This is a genomic window from Lactobacillus apis (assembly GCF_002837055.1).
Classification (GTDB): domain Bacteria; phylum Bacillota; class Bacilli; order Lactobacillales; family Lactobacillaceae; genus Lactobacillus; species Lactobacillus apis.
This window is the reverse complement of the sequence record NZ_PDKP01000001.1, coordinates 510,569-523,488: the sequence shown is the minus strand read 5'-3', so window position 1 is coordinate 523,488 and position 12,920 is coordinate 510,569. Positions and strand designations below refer to the sequence as shown.

General features: G+C 35.4%; 12 protein-coding genes. 9 read left to right on the top strand and 3 right to left on the bottom strand.

The window, feature by feature from the left end; genetic code table 11:
* Positions 1-68 precede the first annotated feature (68 nt).
* Positions 69-617, top strand: coding sequence for a citrate lyase holo-[acyl-carrier protein] synthase (gene citX / locus CRG87_RS02525; RefSeq protein ID WP_074425285.1), 549 nt, complete (start codon positions 69-71; stop codon positions 615-617).
* Here the strand turns inward: citX and CRG87_RS02520 are convergent.
* Both CRG87_RS02520 and CRG87_RS02515 read right to left on the bottom strand, forming a co-directional pair.
* Positions 610-1,557: a sugar-binding transcriptional regulator gene (locus CRG87_RS02520; RefSeq protein WP_074425287.1), complete on the bottom strand. Its 948-nt coding sequence runs from the start codon at positions 1,555-1,557 to the stop codon at positions 610-612. The genes citX and CRG87_RS02520 overlap by 8 nt on opposite strands.
* Positions 1,558-1,682: 125 nt before the next feature.
* Complete coding sequence (locus CRG87_RS02515; RefSeq protein WP_074425288.1) at positions 1,683-2,183, bottom strand: aminoacyl-tRNA deacylase; 501 nt, start codon at positions 2,181-2,183, stop codon at positions 1,683-1,685.
* A gap of 60 nt (positions 2,184-2,243) precedes the next feature.
* On the opposite strand from CRG87_RS02515, the gene prmA reads away from it, so the two are divergent.
* The 8 genes from prmA to galE all read left to right on the top strand — a co-directional run bounded on the left by prmA (position 2,244) and on the right by galE (position 11,721).
* A complete protein-coding gene (gene prmA / locus CRG87_RS02510; RefSeq protein ID WP_074425289.1) occupies positions 2,244-3,188 on the top strand; it encodes a 50S ribosomal protein L11 methyltransferase in 945 nt (314 codons plus the stop codon).
* A 59-nt stretch (positions 3,189-3,247) separates the two neighbouring features.
* Positions 3,248-3,601: a hypothetical protein gene (locus CRG87_RS02505; RefSeq protein ID WP_228150042.1), complete on the top strand. Its 354-nt coding sequence runs from the start codon at positions 3,248-3,250 to the stop codon at positions 3,599-3,601.
* Between the two features lie 14 nt (positions 3,602-3,615).
* Entirely contained in the window at positions 3,616-5,853 is a 2,238-nt protein-coding gene (locus tag CRG87_RS02500) for a RelA/SpoT family protein (RefSeq protein ID WP_074425292.1), read from the top strand.
* Positions 5,853-6,290 carry a D-aminoacyl-tRNA deacylase gene (gene dtd / locus CRG87_RS02495; RefSeq protein ID WP_074425294.1) on the top strand — a complete coding sequence of 146 codons (438 nt, stop codon included), beginning with the start codon at positions 5,853-5,855 and terminating at the stop codon, positions 6,288-6,290. The genes CRG87_RS02500 and dtd overlap by 1 nt, the downstream gene beginning before the upstream one ends.
* Positions 6,291-6,560: 270 nt before the next feature.
* Positions 6,561-7,847, top strand: coding sequence for a histidine--tRNA ligase (gene hisS, locus CRG87_RS02490; RefSeq protein WP_074425295.1), 1,287 nt, complete (start codon positions 6,561-6,563; stop codon positions 7,845-7,847).
* A gap of 8 nt (positions 7,848-7,855) precedes the next feature.
* Complete coding sequence (gene aspS / locus CRG87_RS02485; RefSeq protein WP_074425297.1) at positions 7,856-9,700, top strand: aspartate--tRNA ligase; 1,845 nt, start codon at positions 7,856-7,858, stop codon at positions 9,698-9,700.
* Between the two features lie 65 nt (positions 9,701-9,765).
* The gene (locus tag CRG87_RS02480; RefSeq protein WP_074425719.1) at positions 9,766-10,266 is read left to right on the top strand and encodes an NUDIX hydrolase; all 501 of its coding nucleotides are present in this window, start codon (positions 9,766-9,768) and stop codon (positions 10,264-10,266) included.
* Positions 10,267-10,704: 438 nt separating this feature from the next.
* Positions 10,705-11,721, top strand: a complete 1,017-nt coding sequence (galE, locus tag CRG87_RS02475; RefSeq protein ID WP_442570785.1) for a UDP-glucose 4-epimerase GalE — start codon at positions 10,705-10,707, stop codon at positions 11,719-11,721.
* 684 nt (positions 11,722-12,405) lie between these two features.
* On the opposite strand, the gene tpx is transcribed toward galE, so the two are convergent.
* Positions 12,406-12,900 carry a thiol peroxidase gene (tpx, locus tag CRG87_RS02470; protein ID WP_074425299.1) on the bottom strand — a complete coding sequence of 165 codons (495 nt, stop codon included), beginning with the start codon at positions 12,898-12,900 and terminating at the stop codon, positions 12,406-12,408.
* Positions 12,901-12,920 lie beyond the last annotated feature (20 nt).

The following is a 12,920-nucleotide window of genomic DNA, read 5'->3' as shown; positions in this document are numbered from 1 at the left end:
AAAAGTGGGGACAACGATACTTGTACCCACTTTTTATTTATAATTATTAAAAAGGAGGGAATATCAAGTTGGTAAAATCAATCTTTACTGAAGGTCAAAAACAGGACATTTTAGCTGTTTTAGCTGATAAAGATAAGCGTGTAGACATGCAAAAACAGTTATTTCGGCAATTTCCTAATAAGACGCTCTTAGATGTTAAACTCAATATCCCAGGGCCAATAAAAAACAACTGCTACTTAGAGCAGTTGTTCTCAGCTGGAATAACTAATTTGGAAACAATCATGCAAGCGCATCGCTTATCTTTTCAGTTAGCTGAAAGTTGGGATAAGCCGACAGGTTGCGAGAATTTTTATTTACTCAGTAACGATGCAACTGAAGTTAAGCAAACTGCTATTGAGTTTGAGAAGCAGTCAAAACTAACTAGACTGTTTGATGCCGACGTCTTAGTAAAAACGGGTCAAACAGTGGGAATTATTTCCAGGTCAACTTTGAAATTACCTAGCCGCACTTGTTTTCTGTGTAATCGACCAGCCAAGGAATGCGCGCGTGCAAGAAGTCACACCGTTGACGAGTTGCAGAATTATATAAGTAAAATCTTTGGTGAAGTGTTTAACTAAAACTCTTATTTTTACGTAAAACTTGTTCAGCGATTCCACTATTGGTTATCAGATGCGTAATCATGTCGCCTCTGAGTGCTCCAAGAAGTGCATCTTCTTTGAAATGATTTTTTACGATGATAAAACGATTAGGTACCTGCATTAAAGTATCTAAGTTAATCCCGCAAATATGTGGTTCAATTGGTTTGTAAAAGTTACCATTAATGTCATAGGGACGACCGAAAACAATTCCCGCAACTTGATGACTATCAACATTTTGCAAGACACTTTTAGCATAATTATCCATAAAAAACTCGTTAGATTCAAGAGATTGCATAGTTCCAAGGCTTGCGCAGACCATGTCAAGTTGGTCAAACATTTCTTCGGCGTGGATATAAAATGGTTCTTTCTTTAATTCTGTTACTGTACTTGTATTAACAGAATAAAGTGGAGCAGGAAAAGTTAAACATTTAGCATTAAATTTGTCTGCAGCTTCCTGCACCAATTGATTTTTCCTTTTTCCTGCATTGACAGCTTGACCTAGGAGCTGCACGAATGTTAAATCCTCACGATTAACTTCAGAAAAGTCGTTAATAACATCGCGTAAAAGTGCACCCCACGTTAAACCAACTACGTGCGCAGATTTTGTATAATTTTGAATTTGCTTTGCAGCATAGCTAACAATTACTTCATTATCTTGGTTTTTGGTTTCCAGATCTTCTAGGATGTAAACTTCCTTTAGATTGAATTGCTTGCGAAATTCACTTTCCAGTTTTTGCGATCTCTTTGGTGTTTGTGCAATACTAATTTTTACAATGCCCTTGTTTCTTGCGTCTTCAAGTGACTTTGTAATCAAATAACGCGATAAGTTATATTTCTCTGATATATCTGCAATATTCATTTGACTTAAAAAATAGTCATGTGCAATATTGGCAAGCTGTTCATCTGTTAATAATGTCATTTTTAGATTCCTCATCTTTGATCTTATTTTTAAATTATATTCGAAAAAAGCGCTTCATTCTACATTAAAAACAGGATTTAGCTTAAAATAACAATTTAAAAAACCACTTTTAATATTCTTATTTTCTATTCGAGTATATCACAGAAGGTTCCGTCAGTAATTTTTTGTAAATCATTTGGATTTAAAAAAACACTCCTGCCAATTTTTCCACTTGAAACAGCAATTTCTGTTTCTTTTTCCATACTTGAATCAAGAAAAATTGGAAAATGGTGATTAAAATGGATTCCAATTGGCGTATTGGCACCGTGAACATACCCGGTAGTTTTCACAAGATCCTTTAAAGGAAGCAATTCGCATTTTTTGTTACCTGAATTTTTAGCTAGCTTTTTCATGCTTAAATGCTCAGTAACAGGAATAACACCAACTAGAGGACCGGTGTTATTGCCTGAACAGACAAGTGTCTTATAGACCAAATGTTCATTCTCGTTTAAAATAGATGTATCCATTTGCGCTACACCACCAGAATCTTCGTGTGTAGCAAATTTTGCTGGACGATAAGATATATTGTTGCGTTCAAGTATTTTTTCTACCAACGTTTTTTCAATATTATTTTTCTTCTTAGACATAATTATCACCTTAGTTAAATATTAGCATTGATGAGGGTGGTTGAAAAAGGGAGTTTAGTCATGAAATTATTAGTTATAAAAATAGAAACAAGTCATGAAGTTGAAGATGCGCTTACTGTCTTTAGTCAAGACGAATTGAACTGCCTAGGCACTGAAACACGTAAACGCTCTGATTTTGAAAATGCAGGTGAACAGAAAGATTCAACCATTGTACAACTTGATGAAATTGAAAACTTGCCTGAAGATTTAGAGTTCTTTTCATATTTTAATGAAGATGCGGATCGCGATATTTTAATTGAAAGTTATCAAGCTAAATTAACGGAGTTAAAGTCTTATGGTTTAGACATAGGCTTAAATCAAATCAGTTCTTCTTATATTGAAGACAAAGACTGGAATACGGTTTGGCAAAAATTCTATCATGTAATCAATTTTTCGCGTCACTTGGCAATTGTTCCAGAATGGGAAAATTATCAACCAAAATTTCCTGATCAAAAATTAATCAATTTGGACCCAGGCTTGGCTTTTGGTACTGGCGGACATAAGACAACTCAGCTGGCAATGATGGGGCTAGAACGTGCGCTTATTGAACCTAAGAGTGTGATTGATGTTGGAACTGGGTCTGGAATTTTAGCAATTGCTGCTTCACTTCTTGGCGCAAACAAAGTTGAAGCAACAGACATTTCAGATGAGGCAGTTACATCAGCACAGACTAATATTGCACTTAATCACATAGGTAATATTGAGGTTAGAAAAGCAAGTTTATTAAAAGACGTCCATGGAAAATTTGATATTATCGTTGCTAATATTTTAGCGGAAATTTTGCTCGACTTAATCCCGCAATTAGATGAACACTTGAATGAAAATGGGCAAGTAATTTTTTCCGGGATAGATTATTTACAATTAGATAAAATCAAAGACGCACTTATTAAAAACGGCTTCCACATTGTTCTAACAATGCAACAGGATCGTTGGGTTGGATTAGTAATCGAGCGTATCGAAAAATAAAAGTTAAATTTAGATAAAAAGTACTATAATATTTAATTAAGTTAAGTAAGGAAAAAGAATTGATCGATAAATTAGAACAAATAGCACTAATTAAAAAATTGAATCAACATAAACCGATGCCGATTATTTGGTGGACATGCTTAGTGCTTGTTTTGCCTCTCTTATGTAGTTTATTAGGAATTCAAACAGTTTGGCGTGTAGGTTTATTATTTGGTGTTTTTAATTGCGTGGTCAGCTATCAAGTAGGAAAGTTAATTAAAACACTTACCCTGAAGCCATATTGGCTGTTTTTTTTACCAATTTGTTTTTGTTTACTAGTATTGTTAAAGTATGCAAAATACAATCTGTTATTTGGACTAATTTATCTAATTTTTGAAGTCTTTGGCTTGATGGACAGACAAATCTATAAATAGAAGGGGCGGATTCGATGTCAAAATACGTTGAAATGACGCATGAACAGGTAATTGATGCCTGTAAAAAATATCTTGATGATGAGCAGATTGCTTTTATCGAAGAAGCATATCAATTTGCAAAGAAAGCGCACGCAAATCAGAAACGTGCTTCTGGACAACCGTATATTGTCCATCCAACTCAGGTAGCTGGTACATTAGCTAATTTAGGTCTTGATCCAGATACAATCGCTGCAGGTTTTTTACATGACACTGTTGAAGATACAGATGTAACTAATGATGAATTAAAAGAAAAATTCGGAAAAGACGTTGCTTTTATTGTTGACGGTGTGACCAAGCTAAATAAATACGAGTACAAGTCTCACCAAGAGTTTTTAGCCGAAAACCACCGAAAGATGTTAATCGCAATGGCTAAAGATATTCGTGTAATTATGGTTAAACTAGCCGATCGTTTACACAATATGCATACGCTTGAGCATTTAAGACCTGATAAGCAACGGCGTATTGCTTCAGAAACGATGGACATTTATGCGCCACTTGCTGATCGTTTGGGTATTGGAACAATTAAATGGGAACTTGAAGACTTGAGTTTTCACTATTTAAATCCTAAGGAATATTACCGTATCGTTAATTTGATGAGTTTAAAGCGAAGTGAACGCGAAAACTATATCAATGATACGATAAATACCTTGAAAAGTAGTTTAGATAGCTTAGGAATCAAGTATGACATTCAAGGACGTCCAAAACACATTTATTCCATTTATAAAAAAATGGTTAATAAGCATAAGGATTTCAATGAAATCTATGACTTACTAGCTGTGCGCGTTATCGTAGATACTGTCAAAGATTGTTATGCTGTTCTGGGTGCAGTTCACACTAAATGGAAGCCAATGCCGGGACGCTTTAAAGACTACATTGCCGTACCTAAGGTTAACGGCTACCAGTCACTCCATACCACAATTATTGGGCCTGGTGGGCGTCCACTTGAAATTCAGATTAGAACTGAGCAAATGCATGAAGTTGCTGAATACGGTGTTGCCGCACACTGGGCATATAAACGTGGCAACTTTAACGGAGTTGAGCAAACCGATTCTAATGAAAAGCTTGACATGGTGCGTGAAATTCTTGAGCTTAAAGATGAAACTCAAGATGCCAGTGAATTCATGAAAAGCGTTAAGAGCGAGATTTTTTCTGATCGTGTTTATGTTTTCACACCAAAAGGTGAGGTATACGAATTACCAAAAGGTTCTGTAACTCTAGATTTTGCCTATGAAATCCACACTCAAGTTGGTAGTCATGCTGTTGGCGCTAAGGTTAACGGCAAACTTGTTCCACTTGATTACAAATTGAAAAACGGCGACGTCATTGACATCATGACTCAGTCCAATGCCAGCCCTTCACGTGACTGGATTGATCTTGTAAAAACATCTCGTGCACGTAATAAGATTAGACGCTACTTTAGAAACCTTGACCGTGAAAATAGCATAGAACAAGGCGAACAAATGGTATCCGACAATTTGCGTGAGCAAGGTTTTGCCCCTAAAGAATTTATGGATAAGGAACATATCGATAAATTATTGGAAGACATGAACTATCACACGGTCGATGAAATGTACGCTTCTATTGGATTTGGTGATCTTTCGGCAATCAGTGTCGTCAACCGGTTGACTGCTGATATACGGCATGAAAATGAGCGAAAACGACAAAAAGAGCTTGAGGAAGAAATTTTAAATTCCGGTCAAAAGGCAGTTTCAGAGTCAAATGCCAAAAATAGTTCTGCGACAATGAAAATCAAGCATAAAAATGGTGTGATGATTCAAGGAATCAGTGACCTAATGCTTCATTTAGCCAAATGCTGTAATCCTGTTCCGGGAGACGATATAGTTGGTTACGTTACTAAAGGGCGTGGAGTTACTATCCACCGAAGTGATTGCCGCAACATTGCAAATAATAAAGATAGTCAAGGGCGCCTAATTGAAGTTGAATGGGAAAACGTAGAAGAAAGTAGCGCACAATCATTTAACGCAAATATTGAAGTTTTTGGCTATAATCGCAGTAAATTACTTAGTGATGTGATTACGATGCTAAACTCATTGACTCCAAATATTAATAATCTTTCTGGTAAAGTGAATGAGGACAACATTGCCCATATTTATGCTACAGTTGCGGTTAATAACTCAGCTAAGTTAGATCGTATTTTAGTCAAATTACGCGACATTCCAGATGTTTATGAAACTAGAAGGGCAGATAATTAATGCGAGTTGTAATTCAAAGAGTTAATCATGCAGATGTTAAAATTGACGGAGAATCCGTTGGTAAAATTGAAAAAGGTCTTCTTTTACTCGTTGGCCTAAAAGAAGGAGATAACCTAGAAACAGTCAAAAAAGCAGCTGCTAAAATCTCTAAAATGCGTATTTTTGAAGATGAGAATGGCAAAACAAATTTAGGCATTAAAGACGTTGACGGTAAAATTTTGAGTGTTAGTCAATTTACTTTACTTGCGGATACCAAAAAAGGAAATCGTCCGAGCTTTATTGAAGCTATGCGACCGCCAAAATCCAAAGAACTTTGGGAAGCTTTTAACCAAGAACTTGAAGATAATGGTTTAGAAGTTGCAACCGGAGAATTTGGTGCAGATATGAAAGTAAGCCTTGAAAACGATGGTCCGTTTACTATTGTTTTAGATTTATAAGAAGTTCAACCTAAATCTAGTTGACATTTTTACAGCAAAAATATATTCTTAAAAAAGAATTATCAATGACAAAGACTGAAGATTAGCATTTTTATTGACAGAGACCGTGGATTGAGCTGAAAAAACGGATAAAAGCTAACTGTGACCCCTTTACCAGATAATAAATCGTTTCGCGAGCGTTATTCGCAGCAGGTAAAAGGTGGTACCGTGCTAACTCAGAGCGCCCTTGATTTTATTCAAGGGCGCTTTTTTTATTAGAAGGATGATTAAATGAAAGTACAAAAGCCGAAAGGAACAGTTGATATTCTGCCAGACCAATCTGGTTCTTGGGAAAAAGTAGAACAAATCCTGCGTGATTTTTTTAAACAGGCAAATTACCGTGAAATTCGTACACCTAGTTTTGAAAACTACGAAGTTTTTTCTCGTTCGAGTGGTGAAACTTCCGATGTAGTTGAAAAAGAAATGTATGACTTTAATGATAAAGGTGGGAGACATATTGCCTTAAGGCCAGAGGGAACTGCCGGTGTAGTTAGAGCTTACGTCGAAGATAAGCTTTATGCACCCGAGGTTGTTAAACCGCTTAATGTTTACTATATTGAGTCAACATTCCGCTATGAACGACCACAAGCAGGACGTCAGCGTGAGTTTCATCAAATTGGTATTGAAAGCTTTGGCTCCGACAATCCATTGGCAGATGTTGAAACAATTGTATTAGCTCATGATTTGCTAGCTAAATTAGGTGTGAAGAATTATGAATTGCACCTTAACACACTAGGCAATGAAGAAGTTCGTCAAAATTATCACGATGCTCTTGTTAACTATTTTGAACCATTAAGAGATCAATTATCCGATGATTCAAAAAGAAGATTGGAGAAAAACCCTCTTAGAATTCTAGATTCAAAAGATGAGCAAGATCAACAATTTTTGGATGACGCTCCTAAGATCATCGACTATCTCAACGATGAGGCAAAGGAAAACTTTGACAAAATTCTGGCAATGCTGAATCAGTTAGGCATCAAGTATGTAATTGATAATGATCTAGTACGTGGGCTTGATTATTATACTGGCGTGATTTTTGAATTCATGGTTGAGGACAAGAGTATTTGGCAATCTAAATCAACAATTTTGGGTGGCGGTCGCTATAATCACCTAGTTGAAGAATTTGATGGTCCTGATACACCAGCTGTTGGTTTTGGTATAGGTGAAGAGAGACTGATGCTTGTACTTCAAAAACAAAATCCAGCACTATTTACTGATGAGGGAATTGACTTTTTCATTACTAATATCGGTGAAGGTACTGAAATTAAAACAGTAGAAATTGCACGTGCACTACGCAAGCAAGGCTTTAAAGTGCAATACGATGTTGACCAAAAGAAGCTTAAAGCTCAGTTTAAAAAAGCTGATCGAGTTCACGCTAAATATGTAATTACCCTTGGCGAAAAGGAAGTTGAAAACGAAACTTTGAATATTAAACGCCTACAAGATGGTAAAACACTAGATTTAAAGTTTAGTGATATTGAGAACATGCAAGAAAATATAGCAAAATTAAAGGACTAATATAAATAATGGAAAAAAGAACAAATTACTGTGGCAATATTACCGCTGACTATTTAAACCAAGAAGTTAATCTTTATGGCTGGGTTCAACGCGTTCGGAACTTGGGTAACCTCGTTTTCATTGATTTACGTGATCGGGAAGGAATTGTTCAAGTTGTTGTTAACCATGATTCTGGTAAAGAATTAATGGAAGCAGCAGACTCACTTGGTAACGAATATGTTATTCAAGTTAAGGGTAAAGTGGTTAAGCGCTCCAGTGTCAACCCTGAAATGAAAACTGGTGAAGTTGAAGTTGATGCTAGTGAAATCATTGTTTTAAACAAGTCACAAAACCCACCATTTGAAATTAAGGATAATATTGAAGTAAGCGAACAAACTAGATTAAAGTATCGTTACTTAGATTTGCGTCGTCCTAACTTACAATCAGCAATTATTTTGCGGGCAAAAATCTTACAAGCTACCCATGAGTATTTCGATCAAAACGGATTTATTAATATTGAGACTCCTGTATTAGGTAAGTCTTCTCCTGAAGGTGCACGTGATTATTTAGTTCCTTCACGAATTTATCCTGGAAGTTTTTACGCTCTACCTCAATCACCACAATTATTCAAGCAACTGTTAATGGGTGCAGGTTTTGATAAGTATTACCAACTAGCAAGATGTTTCCGTGACGAAGATTTACGAGGAGATCGTCAACCTGAATTTACCCAAATTGATATGGAAACTTCATTTACTGATGAGCAACAAGTGCAGGATTATACTGAGGGCTTGCTCAAAAAGATCATGAAAGATGTTATGGGAATTGATTTGAAGACTCCAATTGACCGTATTTCATGGACTGACGCAATGAATAATTATGGTACTGATAAACCTGACATTCGCTTTGGTATGTTAATTCATGATTTAAGTCCTATTTTTAAAGATAGTGACTTTAAGGTCTTTTCAGGTGCAATCGCTGATGGCGGTTTTGTTAAGGGAATAGCTGTTAAAAATGGTGCGCAGGCATATTCGCGAAAGCAAATTGAAAAGAAACAAGATTACATCAAACGCTTCCATGCTAAAGGTCTAGCTTGGGTTAAATTTGAAGATGGCGAATTTTCTGGTCCAATTGCACGCTTCTTGAATGATGAAAATCAGAGTGCACTAATTAAGGAATTTGGCCTTGAAGGTGGAGAGCTTCTTGTCTTCGTAGCTGATAAGTGGAAGGTTTGTTGTGACTCACTTGACCACTTGCGTCGTGAGTTTGCTAAAGAAACAGATATTATTCCTAAGCATGAATTTGATTTTGTCTGGGTGGTTGACTGGCCATTATTTGAATATGATGAAGGAATTGGTAGATGGATTGCTGCTCACCATCCATTTACGATGCCTGACGATGAGGGTATTGAACTACTTGACACGGATCCACATAAGGCACATGCACGTAGTTACGATATCGTAATGAATGGTGATGAACTTGGCGGTGGTTCAATCCGTATCCATAAGCGTTCAATCCAAGAAAAAATGTTTAAAGCACTGGGCTTTACTAAGAAGCGTGCCTATGAACAATTTGGCTACTTACTTGAAGCCCTAGACATGGGATTTCCTCCACATGCTGGTTTAGCAATTGGATTGGATCGTTTTGCAATGCTACTTGCCGAAAAAGATAATATTCGTGATGTACTTGCTTTCCCTAAAAATGCAAATGCCTCTGAACCAATGATGCATGCACCGGCACCTGTAGCCGAACAGCAGTTAACTGACTTAGGTGTTAAGGTAGAAGATCAGTACCGTGAAGCTGCTGCCCAAATTGATGCCAAGTTGCAAGAACAGGCAATGAAAGACTATGCATCCCATTCAACTTGGGAAGAATAAAGATCAATGAAAAGCATGAAAATGTACTTCATGCTTTTTTATTGCTTAAAAAAGGGATTAAATTAATGACTGAAAAATATCATCGTGCTTTTGGCTGTTACGGCATTATTGGTAATAAAAAGGACTTAGTTGTAATAAAGAAATTAGGAGGACCCTATATTAATCGCTATGACTTACCCGGTGGTAGTCTTGAAGATGGAGAAGAGTTAAACCATGCCCTTGTTCGTGAAGTGAAGGAAGAAACGGGATTGAGTGTTTTAGATTTTCACCAAATTGGAGTAACTTCATTCAGATATCCATGGGATTACGAAAAATGGCATTTCAATCAACATATTTGTGTTTTTTATGAAGTAACTAATACTGATGGTAGTTTAGCAGCAGAAGTTGACCAGTTTGAAGGTCAAGATGCATTGGGTGCAGTCAGAGTAAGTCTAGATCAGCTTAACTTGGAAAACTCTTCACCATTAGTATTGAAGGCTAAAGAATATTTACTTAAAAGAAATTCGTTTAGTCTAGCAGATCAAACATTTAAAAAATGGCCAATACTTAAAAAAGCTGTTTTTTAAAGCAAAAAGCAACTTGCTAATGAGGTGATTCCCAAAATTTAGGACAAATTTAATTTGCATTTTTTATTCCTTAATAAGCATGCCTTTTTCACCTAATTTTACTTGTACTGAAATCAAGAAATCTTGTGTTTGCAACAATATATAATTATTAAACCAAAATAAACTATAAATTGCGGACTATTTAACAAAATGATAAAATTTTTTATATGAATTATTTAGAGAGAATACAGGACATACTGAGTTGTGAGTCAGCAGAAGAAGATATTTATTCATCCTGCTACAAAGATTCTAATTAGATGGTCTTTCTAAGAATATCATAGTTGATTATGTCGATAGTGGACCGGAAGTTTTTAATCTTTTTGGTAACTATAAATACTATATTGCAAGTGTTATAACAAAAATATCCGAATTAAAAATAGAGGTAAAATAACTATGAAAATAAATAAAGTTTTAGTCACAGGTGGAACAGGATATATAGGCTCCCATACAGTTTTAAGACTGTTGGAAAGTGGTTATGAAGTTACAGTTATAGATAATTTGAGCAACTCTAGTGTTGAAGTATTAGATAGTATTAAAAAACTAACGAAAAAAACTGCAAAGTTTTATAGAATTGATTTGTTAAATAAAGCAGAGCTAGAAAATGTATTTGCTGAAAATAAATTCGATGCAGTAATTCATCTTGCTGCATACAAAGCCGTTGGTGAGTCAGTAAAAAATCCTTTAATGTATTATGATAATAACTTGATTAGTACATTGAATGTATTGAGCGTAATGAAAGAATTTAATATCAATAATTTTGTATTTGCTTCATCAGCAACTGTATATGGAGACCCTAATAAAATTCCTATTACAGAAGATGAAGCGATAAAGCCTGAAAGCCCTTATGCTAATACCAAGGCTATAATTGAAAGTATTATGAAAGATTTGTCAAAAGAAAAACTAAATTCAATTAGTTTACGCTTTTTCAATCCTTTAGGTGCTCATCCGAGTGGAGAAATTGGGGAAGAGCCTAGTGGAATTCCAAAAAATTTAGCTCCTTTTATTGCTCAAGTTGCTATTGGAAAAATTGAAAAATTGAAAGTATTTGGAAATGATTATCCTACCAAAGATGGCACTTGTATTAGAGACTATTTGCATGTAATGGATTTAGCGGAAGCCTTTGTGTGTGCACTTCGAAAATTAGATGAATCTCCTAATGGTTATGAGGTTTTCAATATAGGCAGTGGGTCAGGATATAGCGTATTTGATATTGTTCATGCGTTTGAAAAGTGTACTGGTAAAAAAATAAACTATGAAATTATCGGAAGAAGACCAGGGGATGTTCCAGAGTTAAGAGCTGATTCTAAAAAAGCCAATCATTTATTAAAGTGGCAGCAAACAAAGAATTTAGATGAAATGTGTAGAGACACATGGAAATGGCAATCAAGCCATCCTAATGGCTATGAAAGTAAATAACTATGATTGAATCAAATGTAGATTTTGATGATTTAAAATGGTAAAGTAACAAAATAAAAACTGTGAATTGACACCTTATCCTTTATGAATAGCGGAAATGGACAGAATGTCTCTAGCAAATAGGGGGTATTTTGTAACATATCCAAAATTTAATACGTCTGTTAAATTTTGGATTGTTATTTCCTATAATGACTTAAAAAATGCCGCAAGAATTTGATATATTTCTAAATCTAAGACAAGCTTAATATTATAAATGAAGACTAACATCTGATATTCAGATTGTGTTAGTCTTTTTAGTTTTATCTTAAATCCCTAATTACTTTTAAAGATGACGAAGAAAACGCTTGCTAGCCCGTTATCTTGCTCAAAACGACCATTTTCCTAATTGATTAATCCTTCACTTTTGTACTTTTGTTATGAGGCGTTACATTTTTGAGTTTAACATCATGATATCCATTTTCACAGCTCAATTAGCCAACGCTTAGGGGATTTCTCTATGAATCGCTGTGTGGTTTGATTGATGTTATCATAATAAGTCGCTCCTCAAGGTCACCAGAATTAAAATTAATCAACAATCAAGCTAAAAGGACTAACTTCGATTGAATATCGTAGTTAGTCCTCAGTTAACAGCTAATATAAAATGTCCTAATTTAGGGTTCACATCAATAGCAAGTTGCTTTTTTCTTACTTCAAATTATCTAAGAAAGCTAAAGCGGCGCTGTAATTTGGCTCATTAGTCATTTCTTGAATCAGTTCTTGATAGATAACTTCTTGATTGCCATCAACAATCCAGATGCTTCTAGAATCAACACCAGCTGACTCAATGTATAATCCCATCTTCTTACCAAAGTCAAGCTGTTCATCTGATAGTAGCTCCATTTTAGCAACACCTTCAGCAGCACACCAGTCTTTTTGTTCTTCAGGAGTATTAGTAGAAACAGTATAGAAGTCAATGCCTTCATACTTATCTACTTCACCATTAAAGCGCTTGGTTGAAATACTGCAGACACTAGTGTTAATGTTTGGCACAACACTAATCAAAGTTGGCTTAGTAATTAAATCAGCCATCTTAACTACTGATCCATCAGCCTTTTTAACTTCAAAATCAGGTAACTTTTCACCAACAACAGGTGGTTGACCATTAGTAGTTAATGGCTCATTTTTTCTTGTGATTTTCATTAATAAATCTCCCTTATATA

Bases quoted from the DNA above. Each gene is read 5' to 3' on its own strand.
- tpx (WP_074425299.1), bottom strand. From the start codon at position 12,900: ATGAAAATCACAAGAAAAAATGAGCCATTAACTACTAATGGTCAACCA.
- CRG87_RS02515 (WP_074425288.1), bottom strand. From the start codon at position 2,183: ATGTCTAAGAAGAAAAATAATATTGAAAAAACGTTGGTAGAAAAAATA.
- prmA (WP_074425289.1), top strand. From the start codon at position 2,244: ATGAAATTATTAGTTATAAAAATAGAAACAAGTCATGAAGTTGAAGAT.
- dtd (WP_074425294.1), top strand. From the start codon at position 5,853: ATGCGAGTTGTAATTCAAAGAGTTAATCATGCAGATGTTAAAATTGAC.
- CRG87_RS02500 (WP_074425292.1), top strand. From the start codon at position 3,616: ATGTCAAAATACGTTGAAATGACGCATGAACAGGTAATTGATGCCTGT.
- CRG87_RS02480 (WP_074425719.1), top strand. From the start codon at position 9,766: ATGACTGAAAAATATCATCGTGCTTTTGGCTGTTACGGCATTATTGGT.
- CRG87_RS02520 (WP_074425287.1), bottom strand. From the start codon at position 1,557: ATGACATTATTAACAGATGAACAGCTTGCCAATATTGCACATGACTAT.
- hisS (WP_074425295.1), top strand. From the start codon at position 6,561: ATGAAAGTACAAAAGCCGAAAGGAACAGTTGATATTCTGCCAGACCAA.
- aspS (WP_074425297.1), top strand. From the start codon at position 7,856: ATGGAAAAAAGAACAAATTACTGTGGCAATATTACCGCTGACTATTTA.